Annotated in this window: 15 protein-coding genes; all 15 read left to right on the forward strand. The window is 64.9% G+C overall.

What is annotated here, in order from left to right; all coding sequences use genetic code 11:
* Positions 1–29: 29 nt before the first annotated feature.
* The gene (gene panE, locus NCT05_RS15935) at positions 30–956 is read left to right on the forward strand and encodes a 2-dehydropantoate 2-reductase (protein WP_008354101.1); all 927 of its coding nucleotides are present in this window, start codon (positions 30–32) and stop codon (positions 954–956) included.
* A 5-nt stretch (positions 957–961) separates the two neighbouring features.
* Complete coding sequence (locus NCT05_RS15940; RefSeq protein ID WP_250502714.1) at positions 962–1,513, forward strand: chromate transporter; 552 nt, start codon at positions 962–964, stop codon at positions 1,511–1,513.
* Positions 1,510–2,037 (forward strand): chromate transporter, encoded by a 528-nt coding sequence (locus tag NCT05_RS15945; protein WP_175982943.1) that lies wholly within the window; start codon positions 1,510–1,512, stop codon positions 2,035–2,037. Before NCT05_RS15940 ends, NCT05_RS15945 begins: the two co-directional genes overlap by 4 nt.
* A 55-nt stretch (positions 2,038–2,092) precedes the next feature.
* Positions 2,093–2,431, forward strand: a complete 339-nt coding sequence (locus tag NCT05_RS15950; protein WP_008354098.1) for a thioredoxin family protein — start codon at positions 2,093–2,095, stop codon at positions 2,429–2,431.
* 87 nt (positions 2,432–2,518) lie between these two features.
* Positions 2,519–3,223, forward strand: a complete 705-nt coding sequence (locus NCT05_RS15955; protein ID WP_250502700.1) for a FadR/GntR family transcriptional regulator — start codon at positions 2,519–2,521, stop codon at positions 3,221–3,223.
* Between the two features lie 10 nt (positions 3,224–3,233).
* The gene (gene ltnD, locus NCT05_RS15960) at positions 3,234–4,130 is read left to right on the forward strand and encodes an L-threonate dehydrogenase (RefSeq protein ID WP_008354095.1); all 897 of its coding nucleotides are present in this window, start codon (positions 3,234–3,236) and stop codon (positions 4,128–4,130) included.
* Complete coding sequence (gene otnK / locus NCT05_RS15965; protein WP_250502701.1) at positions 4,127–5,404, forward strand: 3-oxo-tetronate kinase; 1,278 nt, start codon at positions 4,127–4,129, stop codon at positions 5,402–5,404. Before ltnD ends, otnK begins: the two co-directional genes overlap by 4 nt.
* Positions 5,404–6,045: a 3-oxo-tetronate 4-phosphate decarboxylase gene (gene otnC, locus NCT05_RS15970; RefSeq protein ID WP_175982946.1), complete on the forward strand. Its 642-nt coding sequence runs from the start codon at positions 5,404–5,406 to the stop codon at positions 6,043–6,045. The genes otnK and otnC overlap by 1 nt, the downstream gene beginning before the upstream one ends.
* Before the next feature lie 334 nt (positions 6,046–6,379).
* Positions 6,380–7,168, forward strand: coding sequence for a 2-oxo-tetronate isomerase (otnI, locus tag NCT05_RS15975; RefSeq protein WP_008354092.1), 789 nt, complete (start codon positions 6,380–6,382; stop codon positions 7,166–7,168).
* A gap of 16 nt (positions 7,169–7,184) precedes the next feature.
* Positions 7,185–8,150, forward strand: a complete 966-nt coding sequence (gene denD / locus NCT05_RS15980; RefSeq protein ID WP_250502702.1) for a D-erythronate dehydrogenase — start codon at positions 7,185–7,187, stop codon at positions 8,148–8,150.
* 274 nt (positions 8,151–8,424) lie between these two features.
* Complete coding sequence (locus NCT05_RS15985) at positions 8,425–9,537, forward strand: DedA family protein/thiosulfate sulfurtransferase GlpE (RefSeq protein ID WP_008354090.1); 1,113 nt, start codon at positions 8,425–8,427, stop codon at positions 9,535–9,537.
* Positions 9,534–11,336, forward strand: coding sequence for an FAD-dependent oxidoreductase (locus NCT05_RS15990; protein ID WP_250502703.1), 1,803 nt, complete (start codon positions 9,534–9,536; stop codon positions 11,334–11,336). The genes NCT05_RS15985 and NCT05_RS15990 overlap by 4 nt, the downstream gene beginning before the upstream one ends.
* 381 nt (positions 11,337–11,717) lie before the next feature.
* Positions 11,718–12,386, forward strand: coding sequence for a cysteine hydrolase family protein (locus NCT05_RS15995; RefSeq protein WP_250436340.1), 669 nt, complete (start codon positions 11,718–11,720; stop codon positions 12,384–12,386).
* A gap of 18 nt (positions 12,387–12,404) precedes the next feature.
* Complete coding sequence (locus NCT05_RS16000; RefSeq protein WP_250502704.1) at positions 12,405–13,319, forward strand: oxamate carbamoyltransferase subunit AllH family protein; 915 nt, start codon at positions 12,405–12,407, stop codon at positions 13,317–13,319.
* 60 nt (positions 13,320–13,379) lie between these two features.
* A complete protein-coding gene (gene fdrA, locus NCT05_RS16005) occupies positions 13,380–14,930 on the forward strand; it encodes an acyl-CoA synthetase FdrA (protein WP_250502705.1) in 1,551 nt (516 codons plus the stop codon).
* Positions 14,931–14,944: the final 14 nt, after the last annotated feature.

Below are 14,944 nucleotides of genomic sequence, written 5' to 3' on the forward strand. Positions count from 1 at the left end.
ACGATTCATACAGCGAAGAGGAGCGAGACATGCGGATTCTGGTAGTGGGCGCGGGGGCCATCGGCGGATATTTCGGTGCACGGCTGCTCGAAGCGGGCCGCGACGTGACCTTTCTCGTGCGCGAGCGCCGCGCCGAGCGGCTGCGTCAGTGCGGCCTGAAAGTGAAGAGCCCGGAAGGCGATCTCGCGTTCGCCTGTCCGCCGATGGTGCTCGCGAAAGACATCGACGGCCCTTACGATCTCGTGCTCCTGAGCTGCAAGGCCTACGACCTGCAAGGCGCGATCGATTCCTTCGCGCCCGCCGTCGGTCCCGATACCGCGATCCTGCCGCTCCTGAACGGCATGGGCCATCTCGACGCGCTCGACGCGCGCTTCGATCCCGCGAACGTGCTCGGCGGCCAATGCGTGATCGCCGCGACGCTCGACGCCGAAGGCGAGATCGTGCATCTGAACAACATGCATTCGATGACTATCGGCGAGCGCACGGGCGGCCGCTCGGCGCGCATCGACGCAATCGCCGCGCAACTCGACGGCGCGGGCTTCGATTTAAACGTGAGCGAAGACATCCTTCAGTCGATGTGGGACAAGTGGGTGTTCCTCGCCACGCTCGCGACCGGCACCTGCCTGATGCGCGCGCCCATCGGCGATATTCTCGCGGCGCCGGGCGGCGAGGCGCTGCTGTTCCAGCTCTTCGACGAATGCTGCGGCATCGCCGGCGACAACGCGCACGCACCGGGCGAGGCGGTCGTCACGCGCGCGCGGGCGTTTTTCTCGGAGCGCGGCTCGCCGATGACCGCATCGATGCTGCGCGATCTCGAGAACGGCGCGCCGATCGAGGCGGATCACATCGTCGGCGATCTGCTGTCGCGGCGGCGCACGCAAATCGCCGGGCTGTCGGCGCTGGCGGTCGCGTACGCGCATCTGAAAGCCTACGAAGCGCGCCGGGCACGCGCGTGAGCGTCATGTCCCGCGACGGCCACGCGCCACGGCCGACGGTCGCCGAAATCTTCATCGGCTTTCTGACGCTCGGGCTGACGGCGTTCGGCGGCGCGCTGCCGCTCGCGCGGCGCGAGATCGTCGAGCGCCGCAAATGGCTCGACGCCGACGCGTTCACCGATCTCCTCGGCCTCTGTCAGTTCCTGCCGGGCGGCAACGTGATCAATCTGTCGGTGGCAATCGGCATGCGCTTTCGCGGCGTGCCGGGCGCGCTCGCGGGCTTGCTGGGGCTGCTTGTCGGACCGTCGCTCATCGTGATCGGGCTCGGCGTGATCTATCAGCGCACGCATCAGGACCCGCGCATCGCGCATCTGTTCGCGGGACTCGCGGCGGCTGCGGCGGGCCTGCTCATCGCGATGGCGGCGAAGATCATGTGGCCGCTGCGCCGGAAGCCGGAAGCGGCGATGGTCGCGCTTCTGATGTTCGCGTCGATAGCGATCCTGCGCACGCCGCTCCTGCCGACGATGCTCGTCTTCACGCCGATTTCGGTGCTGATCGCGTGGAAAGTCCGCCGATGAAAAACGATCTGCTTTCGCTCGCGGCGATCTTCAGTCAGCTCTCGCTGCTCGCGTTCGGCGGCGGCAATTCGATCCTGCCGGAAATGCAGCGTCAGGTCGTGCAGGTTCACGAATGGATGTCGAAGGCCGATTTCTCCGCGCTCTTCGCGCTCGCGCAGGCCGCGCCCGGCCCGAACATGATGGTCGTCACGCTGATCGGCTGGCATGTCGCCGGCTGGCCCGGCGTGCTGGTGACGTCGATCGCGAAGTTCGGGCCGTCGTCGCTCGTGACGATCGCCGCGATGCACGCGTGGGAGCGCTTCAAGGATCGCCCGTGGCGGCGCTTCATCCAGCTCGGGCTCGTGCCGATCACGGCCGGGCTCGTCGCGGCGAGCGCGCTGCTGATCGCCGAGGCATCCGATGGAACCTGGACGCTCGCGGCCATCACGGCGCTCGTCGCGCTCGTCTCGTACCGGACGAAGCTGCATCCGCTGTGGCTGCTCGCGGGCGGCGCGCTCATCGGGCTGACGGGTTTCGGCCAGTAAGATCGGGCAAGTTTTCTGCTGGCTTCATCGACAACAAAAGACAAGGAAGCACGCCATGAGCATGAACATCGAATACGCGAAGACCGCACCGGATCGCACGGAAATCGACGCGCTCACCGGCCCGACGGTCGTCGAGTTCGGCACCGACTGGTGCGGTTTCTGCCGTGCCGCGCAACCGTTGATCGCGCAGGCATTTCAGGATCATCGCGCGGTGCAGCACATCAAGATCGAGGATGGCAGCGGCCGCCCGCTCGGACGTTCGTTTCGCGTAAAGCTCTGGCCGACGCTCGTCTTCATGCTCGGCGGCAAGGAAGTCGCGCGCCTCGTGCGCCCCGGCGACGTCTCCGAAATTCGTGACGCGCTCGCGCTCATCGACGAGCCGCTCGCGCAGTAAGCCACGACCGAGGGTTATTCCTCGGTCCACTTCCATCGTAAAAATTTGTATGATGACCCGATGACCTGACGAGGCGCATCGAGTCGCATGTTCGAGAAAATTCCGCCGCGCGCGTTGAGCGACACCGTCGCGCAACAATTGCATAAGCTGATCGAGAAGGGCAGTTTCGCCGCGACCGGCAAGCTGCCGACCGAAGCGGTGCTCGCGCAGGAATTCGGCGTGAGCCGCACGGTCATTCGCGAAGCCATCTCGCGGCTCAAGAACGAAGGCATGGTCGAGCCGCGTCAGGGCAGCGGCGTATTCATCGTCGAGCGCGCGGGGATTCGGCCGTTGCGCATCGATTATGCGCAGGCGGTCGAGCCCGGCGCGGTCGTGCAGATTCTCGCGCTGCGCCGGGCGATCGAGGCCGAAGTGGCATCCGAAGCCGCGCAGCGGCGTACCGACGAACAACTCGCCGCCATCGATGACGCGCTCGCATCCATCGATGAAGCCGTGCGCGATGGCCGCGACGGCGTCGCCGAGGACGTCGCGTTCCATCGGGAAATCGCCAACGCGACCGGCAATCCGTACTTCCTGAAAACCCTCACCTTTCTGAACCAGTACCTGGAAGCGGGCACGCTCGTTACGCGCGGCAACGAGGCGCTGCGCGAGGACTTCATGCGTCAGGTGCGCGAGGAGCACGCGGCGATCGTCGAGGCGATCCGCGCGCGCGAGCCCGACGCCGCGCGCCACGCCGCGCAGACGCATCTCATCAACGCCGCGCGCCGACTGGCGGAAGCGGGCATCTGTTAAGGAATCTGCGATGACACGAAACGTCGGAGTGATCGGTTTGGGCGCAATGGGCATGGGCGTCGCGCGCTCGTTGCTGCGGGCGGGCTTCGCCGTGCATGCGTGCGACGTGCGCCAGCCGGTGCTCGATGCGTTCGCGGCCGAAGGCGGCATCGCGTGCGCGTCGCCGGCCGAGTTGGGCGGCAAGTGCGCGGTCGTGCTGACGGTCGTCGTCAATGCGGCGCAGACCGAAGCCGTGCTGTTCGGCGAAACCGGCGCGGTCGAAGCGATGAAACCCGGCGGCGTCGTGCTCGCGTGCGCGACGGTATCGCCGCAATTCGCCGCCGATCTCGGCAAGCGCATCGGCGAGAAGGGCGTGCACATGCTCGACGCGCCCTTGTCCGGCGGCGCGGCGAAAGCCAGCTCCGGCGAAATGACGATGATGACCTCCGGCCCCGCCGACGCCTACGCCGCCTGCGAGGACGTACTCGACGCGATCGCGGGCAAGGTCTATCGGCTCGGCGACGCCCACGGCGCGGGCTCGAAGGTGAAGATCATCAATCAGTTGCTGGCGGGCGTGCATATCGCGGCGGCGGCCGAAGCGATGGCGCTCGGCCTGCGCGAAGGCGTCGATCCGGATGCGCTTTACGACGTCATCACCCACAGCGCGGGCAATTCGTGGATGTTCGAGAATCGCGTGCCGCACATTCTTTCGGGCGATTACACACCGCTTTCCGCCGTCGATATTTTCGTGAAGGACTTGGGCCTCGTGCTCGACACGGCGCGCACGTCGAAATTTCCGTTGCCGCTGTCGGCGGCGGCGCATCAGATGTTCATGATGGCGTCCACGGCCGGACACGGCGGCGAGGACGATTCCGCGGTCATCAAGATTTTTCCGGGCATCGACATTCCGAAGGGAGCGAAGCAATGACGCAAGCGGCGCAGGCACTGCTCGGCTGTATCGCCGACGATTTCACCGGCGCGACCGATCTCGCCAACATGCTCGTGCGCGGCGGCATGCGCACGGTGCAGACCATCGGCGTGCCGGAAGCGAGCGCGCGGATCGAGGCGGACGCGATCGTCGTCGCGCTGAAGTCGCGCACGATTCCCGCCGACGACGCCATGCGCCAGTCTCTCGATGCGCTCGAATGGCTGCGTGCGCAGGGCTGCCGCCAGTTCTTCTTCAAGTATTGCTCGACGTTCGATTCGACCGACAAGGGCAACATCGGCCCGGTCGCGGACGCGCTGCTCGACGCGCTGAAGGACAATTTCACGATTGCGTGCCCGGCGTTTCCCGAGAATGGGCGCACGATTTTTCGCGGCAACCTGTTCGTCGGCGATGTGTTGCTGAACGAATCGGGCATGGAGAATCATCCGCTCACGCCGATGACCGACCCGAACCTCGTGCGCGTCTTGCAGCGTCAGACGAAATCGAAGGTCGGGCTCATTCGTTACGACACGATTGCGAAGGGGGCGGACGCGATCCGCGCGCGCATCGATGAATTGAAGAAGGACGGCGTGCGCCTCGCGATCGCGGATGCCGTTTCGGACGCGGACTTGTACGTGCTCGGCGACGCATGCCGCGATCTGAAGCTGATTACGGGCGGCTCGGGCATCGCGCTTGGATTGCCGCAGAATTTCCGCGCGGCGAATCTGCTGGCGCACGCGGAGCACGCCGCCGATTTGCCGACGATCGAGGGCAAAGCGGTGGTGCTGGCGGGGAGTGCATCGAAGGCGACGAACGCGCAGGTTGCGCACTGGCGCGAATCGAAGCCGGCGTTTCGCGTCGATCCGATGGCGTTGTCGCGCGGCGAGCCGGTCGTGCAGAGCGCGGTCGAATTCGCGCGCCAGCATGACGAGCCGGTGCTGATTTACGCGACGTCATCGCCGGAAGAAGTGAAGGCGGTGCAGAAGGAACTGGGCGTCGAGAAGGCGGGGCATCTGGTGGAAGACGCGCTTGCGTCGATAGCGCGGACGTTGCGCGATGACGGCTGCGCCAAATTCGTCGTGGCGGGCGGCGAAACGTCGGGCGCGGTGGTGCAGGCGCTGGACGTGCGTTCGTTGCGCATCGGGCCGCAGATCGATCCGGGCGTGCCGGCGACGCAATCGATCGGCGCGGATGGAAGCGGGGCGCTGGGCCTGGCGCTCAAGTCCGGCAATTTCGGCACGACCGATTTCTTTGAAAAGGCGTTGAAGGCACTGTGATGGCATCGAACGAGAACGCTATTCGCGAAGAGATCTGCGTGACGGGCAGAAGCCTGTACGAGCGCCGATATACGGTGGGCAGCGCGGGCAACATCAGCGCGCGGCTCGACGATGGCTGGCTGATCACGCCGACGGATGCGTGCCTGGGCCGCCTCGATCCGAACGATATTGCGAAGGTGGATGCGCGAGGCAATCACGTATCGGGCGGACGTCCGTCGAAGACGTTGGCGCTGCATCGCCGGATCTACGAAAACGATGCGAACGCGCGCGGCGTGGTGCATACGCATTCGACGCATCTGGTGGCGCTGACGTTGGCGGGCGTGTGGAAGAACGACGATGTATTGCCGCCGATCACGCCGTATTACGTGATGAAGGTGGGCCATGTTCCGCTGATAGCGTACCGCCGACCGGGCGACGAGTCGGTGGCGGAGGAAGTGGCGGCGTTGGCGTCGCGCGTGAGGGCGGTGTTGCTGGAGCGGTTGGGGCCGGTGGTGTGGGAGAAGTCTGTGTCGCACGCGAGCTATGCGTTGGAGGAGTTGGAGGAGACGGCGCGGCTGTATCTATCGACGATGCCGCGTCCGGAGCCGTTGGCGGAAGAAGCGATAGAGGAATTGAAGAAGACGTTCGGCGCGCGCTGGTAACACAGAGCCGACTGACCGATCGGCCGCGAAGCGGGCTGGAGCCGTTTCGTGCTGAACCAGCGCGCGAAACGGACTAGCTGGTCGGACCGTGCGCGAGCCAGGCCCGATGGGGCCTATGAGGGCACTCTTTAGGCGAGTGCCACGGTGGACGAGAGTACTACCCAAATTGCGTGTGACCGCGGGCCTGAAAAGCTGCTTTCTTTGCTTACTTTCTTTGCAGCAGCAAAGAAAGTAAGTGCCGCCCCGCACAGGGGCAACGCGAATAGACCGACTCGAACACAGGATTCCATGGAAGCAAGCGCATTCGAAACCGGAACAGACGGAGCACAAGCAAATGCCAAGATTCGCAGCAAACCTGACGATGATGTACCCCGAGCACGCTTTCCTGGACCGCTTCGCCGCAGCGGCGAAGGATGGTTTCAAGGCGGTGGAATTCCTGTTCCCTTACGACTTTGAAGCGAACGAAATCAAGCAGCGCTTAACGGACAATGGCTTGACGCAGGCGTTGTTCAACGCCCCGCCGGGCGACTGGGCGAAGGGCGAACGCGGCATCGCCTCGTTACCGGGCCGCGAGGAAGAGTTCAAGCAGAGCGTCGCAAAGGGACTCGAATACACCGCCGTGCTGGGCAACGAGAAACTGCACGTCATGGCCGGCCTGATCGCAAAAGATCAGAACAGAGAGCAACATCGCGCGGTGTATCTGAAGAACCTCGAATACGCGGCAAAAGAAGCGCAGAAAGCGGGCATAACGATCGTGATCGAGCCGATCAACACCCGCGACATACCCGGTTTCTTCCTGAACCGCCAAGACGAAGCACAGCAAATCTGCGATGAGATCAATGCGCCGAATTTAAAAGTGCAATTCGACATCTATCACTGCCAGATCGTGGAAGGCGACATCGCGATGAAGCTTAAGCGCGACATGAAGCGCCCGAATGCGGGCATCGGCCATATCCAGATTGCGGGCGTGCCGGAGCGCCACGAACCGGGCATCGGCGAATTGAACTATCCGTATCTCTTCGAACTGATCGATTCGCTTGGCTACGAGGGCTTCATCGGCTGCGAATACAAACCGAAGGCCGGCACGTCGGAAGGTCTCGGCTGGCTCAAACCTTATCTGTAAAAACGGAAGCGACCACATGAAGATACTCATCACGGGCGGCGCGGGCTTCATCGGTCAGCGACTCGCAAAGCGGCTGCTCGCGCGCAACGAGCTCAATGGCAAGCCGATCACGGAACTGGTGCTGCTCGACGTAGCGCGTCCGCAAGACGACAGCCTGCTGAACGACAAACGCGTGCGCGCCGAAACCGGCGACATCTCCGACCCGGCGGTGCTGCAACGCCACGTCGACACGGGGACGGAAGCCATCTTCCATCTCGCTGCGATCGTGAGCGGCCAGGCCGAAGCGGATTTCGATCTCGGCATGAAGATCAACCTCGACGCGTCGCGCGCGCTGCTCGAAGTGTGCCGCGCGGCGGGCCACAAGCCGCGCGTCGTGTTCACGAGTTCGGTCGCGGTGTACGGCGGCGCGCTGCCCGACGTCGTGCAGGACGACACCGCGCTGAATCCGCAATCGTCGTACGGAACGCAAAAGGCGATCGCCGAGCTGCTGCTCTCCGATTACGCGCGGCGCGGTTTCGTCGATGGCCGCGTGCTGCGCCTGCCGACGATCAGCGTGCGCCCCGGCAAGCCCAACGCGGCGGCGTCGTCGTTCGCGAGCGGCATCATCCGCGAGCCGCTGAACGGCGAGCGTTCGACGTGTCCCGTCGATGGCGAAACGCGTCTGTGGCTGCTGTCGCCGAAAAGCGCGGTCGAGGCGCTGATCGCCGGCTGCGAAATCGAGCGCGAAAAGCTCGGCTTGCGGCCAGTCATCAATCTGCCGGGGCTGTCGGTCAGCGTGAACGAGATGGTCGCGGCGCTGCGCGCAGTGGCGGGCGACGAAGTCGTGCAGCGCATCGACTGGCAGCGCGACGAACGCATCGAGAAGATCGTGTGCAGCTGGCCGGGCGCGTGGAATACGGCGCGCGCGGAGCAACTCGGCCTGTCGGGCGATAAAAATTTCGCCGACGTGATCCGCGCCTATATCGCCGACGACCTCGCCTGAATCCCACTCTCCGGGCATCGCGCGCGCGATGCCCGCGTCCCGCGCGCCTGTCATGCTTACGATCGCGTTTCCGGGCTACACTTATCTCTTAAATGTGACGAACGTCGGCCCGGCGCCGCGCGTATCGCGTTGAACCACGAGCGGCCGCAAGCGCTCGTATCTCTCTCGCTTTCGTGCCTTGCGTGCCTAACGTGCTCCGTGCGCCTTCGCAGCGCCGTTCGCGGCGCGCGTCCCGTCGTCCCGTGAACAGACCATTCCCGCGCGGGAGATTCCCATGTTGTTGCATCAGCTAGTCGATCGATTCGGCCCGGCGATCGTGTTCGTCAACGTGATGGGCTCGGCGCTCGGGCTGCCCGTGCCCGCCATGCCGACGATGATCGTCGTCGGCGCATCCATCGCGCTGATGGCGGTCGACGGCGGCGCATTCTGGCCGCCGCTCGTGGGCGTGCTGTGCGTCGCGGTGGCGGGCGGCGTGCTCGGCGATCTCGTCTGGTTCCAGGGCGGGCGCAAGTATGGCGACAAAACGCTCAAGACCATCTGCAAGCTCTCGCTTTCGCGCGATACCTGCGTGAAGAAGACCGAACGCTTCTTCGGGCGCTGGGGCGTACGCATCCTGCTCGTCGCGAAGTTCATCCCCGGTCTTTCGCTCGTCTCCGTGCCGCTCGCGGGCGCGATGGGCGTGAAGCTGCGCAGCTTCATCGCGCACGACGGCGCGGGCATCGCGCTGTGGGGCGCGGTCGGGCTGACGGTCGGCGTCATCTTCGCGGCGCAGTTGGAGATGGTCTTCGCGATGATCTCGCAGCTCGGGCGGCAGGCGGTGGCGGTCGTCGCGGTGCTGCTCGCGATCTACGTCACGTACCGCTGGTGGCGCCGCCGCGCGCTCATGGCGACGCTGGAAAAAGCGCGCATCAGCGTGGACGAGCTGTATGCGCTCATGAACGACGAGCCGCTGCCCGTAATCTTCGACATCCGTTCGCCCGAAAAACGCATGCTCGATCCCGAAGCGATTCCCGGCTCGATGTTCGCCGACGAACGCGATCTCGCGAAGATCATCGAGAGCTACGACAAGTCGCGCAAGGTCGTCATCTATTGCTCGTGTCCGAACGAAGTGTCGGCTGCGTGGATGGCGAAGACCATGCGTAACGCGGGTTTTCGCGACGTCGTGCCGCTCACGGGCGGGCTCGACGCGTGGCGGCTCGCCGGTTTTCACGTCGCGACGCTGACCGAGTTCGGCGAGCTCGCGGCGTCGTCGCCCGAGGAAGTCGCGGAAATGGCGGCGATGTGCCCGTGGCCCGTCAAGTCGTCGGTATCGGGATCGGCGTCGGCATCGCCCGCGGGCACCGCATCCCTGCATGAAGCTGGTTTTCCACACGGAGATCGCGCATGAGTATCACGCCGTTCAACGAGTCCTCTCAGGACATGCCGAATGTCGTCGCATGGAGCGCGCGCGAGCCGATGGAGAGTCCGAATCCGAACGTGGTGCCGACGCCCGCCGCCGCATCCTCGACGAGCGACGACAACGCGCCCTTCTCGCCGCTCGAAAGCCGCGTGCACCAGATGTTCCCGCGCCTGACCGATAACGAGATCGAGCGCATGAGCCGCTTCGGCACGCCGGCGCACTATCGCGCGGGCGAGTGGATTTTCCGCGTCGGCGAAACCGGGCGCGGCATGGTGATCGTCCTGAAGGGCGCGGTGCGCGTGACGCGGCGCGATGCGCTCGGCATCGAGCACATCGTGCGCGAGCACGGCGAGGGGCATTTTCTCGCGGAAGTGGCGCAACTCTCGGGCAAGCCGTGTCTCGTCGACGGCATGGCGGTCGGCGAAGTGGATGGCATCGTGATTCCGCCGGAGCGTCTGCGGGCGCTGCTCGTCGCCGAAGCGGAACTGGGCGAGCGCATCATGCGCGCGCTGATCCTGCGGCGCGTCGGCCTCATCGAAAAGGGCAGCGGACCGGTGCTGCTCGGCCCGTCCGACGACGGCCGTCTCGTGTCGCTGCAAGGCTTCCTGCGCCGGAATGGTTATCCGCACACGGTGATCGACGCCTGCACCGACCCCGATGCGATCTCGCTGCTCGAACGCATTTCGGCATCGACGGCCGATTTCCCGCTCGTCATCTGCCCGGACGGCACCGTGTTGCGCGCGCCCGATGAAAATCAGGTCGCGACGCAGCTCGGCTGGCTGCCGGAGTTCGATCCCGCGCATGTCTACGATGTCGCCGTCGTCGGCGCGGGTCCGGCCGGTCTCGCGACGGCGGTGTACGCGGCGTCGGAAGGTCTGTCGGTCGCGGTGTTCGATTGCCGCGCGCCGGGCGGGCAGGCGGGCGCGAGCTCGCGCATCGAGAACTATCTCGGCTTTCCGACCGGCATCTCGGGTCAGGCGCTCGCCGGGCGCGCGTTCGTGCAGGCGCAGAAGTTCGGCGCGCATATCGCGATTCCGACGAAGATCAAGGCGCTGCATTGCGACTGCAATCCGATCCAGATCGAACTACAGAACGGCACGCGCGTGACGACGCAGACGGTCGTGATCGCTTCGGGTGCGGCGTATCGGCGGCCGGACATCGCGGGGCTCGATCGGTATGAAGGGCACGGCACGTATTACTGGGCGTCGCCGGTCGAGGCGAAGCTCTGCAAGAACGCGGAAGTCGTGCTCGTCGGCGGCGGCAATTCGGCGGGACAGGCCGTCGTCTATCTCGCGACGCATGCGAAGCACGTCCATGTGCTGATTCGCGGCGCGGGGCTGTCGTCGAGCATGTCGCACTATCTGGTCGAGCGCATCGGCTCGCTGCCGAACGTCACGGTGCGAACGCATACGCAGATCACCTCGCTCGACGGCGACGGCCGCGCGCTCACGGCGGTCAATTGCAAGTCGCCGGATGGGCCGCTCACGATCGAGTCGCGGCATCTGTTCCTCTTCACCGGCGCGGACCCGAATACCGACTGGTTGCGCAACTGCAACGTGAACGTCGACGGGAAAGGCTTCGTGCTGACTGGACCGGAGGCCCACGAAGGGCGCACGGAAGGCGTCATGGCGCTGGAAACCAGCGTGCCGGGCGTGTTCGCTATCGGCGACGTGCGCTCGAGTTCGACCAAACGCGTCGCGGCGGCGGTCGGCGAAGGCGCTGCGGTCGTCGCGCAGATTCACGGCTTGCTCGCGAAGCGCGAAGCTTTGAGCGTGCCCGTGGCGTAAAACGCGCATCACGCTCCGGACGATAAAAACGGCCACTCGACAGTGGCCGTTTTTATTTTCGAATATCACGCGATCACGCGACATTCCGACTCAGTTGCAAAAGACTGTCTAAAGCCGCGCCAGTATTGACGCTCTGGGCGCTCATTATTGAGCTTCGAGAAATTTGATCCTCGGCGTTCAATCATTTCATCGTGTTCCAATTCGCGCTGCCTATAATCAGTTCGAAGTTCTGTCGAATTTGAACCGCACTGATTTTCAGTGGCATTAAGAATCGAATAATCGCGCGAACGGAGAATTCAATTATTTCGAATTCCTTATGAGTTCGTGCGTTTAAACCAATCGAACCGATCCATTTAATTCAACGAAGAAGAGGAGTATGCCGTGACGCAAAAACATTTCCGCGCCGAACCTTTCGATCTGGCTTTCGAGCCGAAACACACGGCGCTCGTCATGATCGACATGCAACGCGATTTCGTCGAACCCGGCGGATTCGGCGAAGCGCTGGGCAACGACGTTTCGTTCGTGCGCACCGCGATCGAACCGTGCAAGCGCGTGCTGGCCGCGGCGCGCGACGCCGGCATGCTCGTCATTCATACGCGGGAAGGCCATCGCGCCGACCTGACCGATTGCCCGCCGGCCAAACTCACGCGCGGCGGCAAGACTTTCATCGGCTCCGACGGTCCGATGGGCCGCATCCTCGTGCGTGGCGAGAAGGGCCACGACCTGATTCCGGAACTGTATCCGGTCGCGGGCGAGCCGGTCATCGACAAGCCGGGCAAGGGCGCGTTCTATGAAACCGACCTGCATCTCATCCTGAAGAATCACGATATCCGCACGCTGATCGTGTGCGGCGTGACGACCGAAGTGTGCGTGACGACGACCGTGCGCGAGGCCAACGATCGCGGCTTCGAATGCATCGTGCCGCAGGATTGCGTCGGTTCGTACTTCCCCGAGTTCCAGAAGTACGCGCTCGAGATGATCAAGGCGCAAGGCGCGATCTTCGGCTGGGTCAGCGACGCCGGCGCGGTCATCGAAGCGCTGCGCGGCTAAGGCGCGCTGAGCCCGCGAATGAGTCCGATCACGCTACGCGGCCTGAGCATCGGCTATCTGGCGCGGCCGGGCTTGTCGCGCACCGGGGATTTCGCGGTGCACAGCAGTTTCAGGCACGCGCTCAATCTCGTCGCGCAGACGGGCGACTGGTTCACGCTCGTCGATGCCGCGTGCGAGAACCTGTCGTGCGGCGCGCGCGTGAGCGCGCCGCCGGATTGGGACTGGCGCGACCATGCGCGGCCTGGCGAGCGCGTCCCGTTTTCCAATGGCCGTCTGAGCGGCGCGACGTGGCAGGTCGATCTGACCGCCGCGGCGTGCTGGCAGCCCGCGCTGCAAAGCGGAACCGGCGTGCGGATGTCGCCGGATGCGTTGTCGGCGCGGCATGAGCGCGTCGCGGCGCGGCTTGCGGCGCACTGCGCGCGGCACGCCGTGGCAGGCGCGCTGCAGTGGCTGCCGGGCTGGCCGGCGCACGCGCGCGCCGTCAGGCTGAGTCCACACGATGACCCCGCCACGCTCGCTGCCACGGTTCACGCGCTCGTCGGCCTCGGCGGCGGTCTCACGCCCGACGGCGACGATTATCTGCTCGGCTATCTCGCGGCGATTTGGGCCGCGCGCGGCGATCCGCAAATCGACGCGCACCGGCATGTCTTGTCGACCGAGCTGCGCGCGAATCTGCATCGCACGAACGATATCAGCCGCCATTACCTGCAACTCGCGCTCGACGGACATTTCAACGAACCGGTCGATCGATTTATCGCGCTTGCATCGGCGGCGGACGAAAGCGCGGATATCGAACATGCCGCCGATGCCGTGATGCGCTGGGGCGCGTCGTCCGGCGTGGATTGTCTCGGCGGCATTTTGCACGGCATGCGCGCATGGCGAGAAACGATTCGAATGCGCGAAGCGAAATCATTATTCCCGGAATCGGCTTGAAGCATTTGCGATTCTGTTTTCAAGAAACCGCGAATCGCAATTAAAGAACGGAGAGGTGCAATGGCCATCAAAATCGAAATATTCAAAAATCTGTATCAGGATTCGGTTTCCCTGATGCAGATTTCGGCGCATATCGGCAAGCTGCCGGGCGTCGAGCAGGCGTCCGTCGTCATGGGTACGCCGGCCAATCTCGTGCAGCTCGCCGACGCCGGACTCGGCGACGACGTGAAAGCAAGCCCGAACGATCTCGTCATCGCGGTGCGCGGCGACGAAGCCGCTTGCGAAGAAGCGCTCGGTCTCGCTCGCGAACGCCTGAGCGCGCGCGCGTCGACATCCGACACGCAGACGCGCGAAGCGCTCAAGGCCACCAGTCTCGCGATGGTCTGCGACGACGAACCCGCGTCGAACCTCGCGCTCATCTCGGTGCCGGGCGATTACGCGGCCGCCGAAGCCATCAAGGCGCTGCAGCTCGGCATGAACGTCATGCTCTTCAGCGACAACGTCAGCATGGCGCACGAAAAGGCCATCAAGACGTTCGCGCGCGAAAAGCGCCTCATCGTCATGGGCCCCGACTGCGGCACGGCCATCGTCAACGGCATGCCGCTCGGCTTCGCCAACGTGGTGCGGCGCGGCGGCATCGGCGTCGTGGGCGCATCGGGCACGGGGCTGCAGGAAGTCACCTGCCGTATCGACCAGCTCGGCGCGGGCATTTCGCAGGCGCTCGGCACGGGCGGACACGATCTGCATGAGGACATCGGCGGCATTTCGATGCAATTCGGCCTCGACGCGCTCGCCGAAGATCCCGACACGCGCGTGATCGTGCTGATCTCCAAGCCGCCCGCACGCGCGGTCGCGGAGCGCATTCTGGAGAGCGCGCGCAAGGCGGGCAAGCCCGTCGTCGTGAATTTTCTCGGCGCTTCCGAAGACGAGATGCGCGCGCCGGGCTTCACGCCCGCGCACACGCTCGCCGATGCCGCGCAGTTCGCCGTCGCGTTGCTGAACGGCGCGCCGCTGCCGGCGAGCGTCGCGCGCGTGGAAGCCAACGACGAAGCGACGCTCGTCAAGCGGAGCGAAACGCTCGGCGCGGGCCGCAAGTTCATTCGCGGCGTGTTCGCGGGCGGCACGTTCTGCTACGAGAGCCAACTGCTCTGCAAGGCGGAAGGTTTCATGGCGAGCTCGAACACGCCGGTGAAAGGCAACGCGAAGCTCGCGGATATCTGGAAAAGCGAGGGCCACACGATCGTCGACATGGGCGACGACGATTTCACGCGCGGCCGTCCGCATCCGATGATCGACCCGACCCTGCGCGACGAACGCGTGCGCGCCGAGATGCTCGATCCCGCAACTGCCGTCGTGCTGTTCGATCTCGTGCTCGGTTACGGCGCGGCGGACGAACCGGCGCAAGGGCTCATCGCATTGCTGGCGCAATTGCCGCGCGAAAACGCGCCGCTGTTGATCGCGCATGTGTGCGGCACGGAATCCGATCCGCAAGTCAGAAGCCGTCAGATCGACGCATTGCGCGAGGCAGGCGTTCTCGTCGCCGGATGCAACGCCGAGGCCGCGTTGTGGGCGAGCCGCGTCGCGCGTCTGCAGGCGCGACGCCACGCGTAAAAAGGAGCAAAAAG

The organism is Caballeronia sp. AZ7_KS35 (genome assembly GCF_023631045.1).
Classification (GTDB): domain Bacteria; phylum Pseudomonadota; class Gammaproteobacteria; order Burkholderiales; family Burkholderiaceae; genus Caballeronia; species Caballeronia zhejiangensis.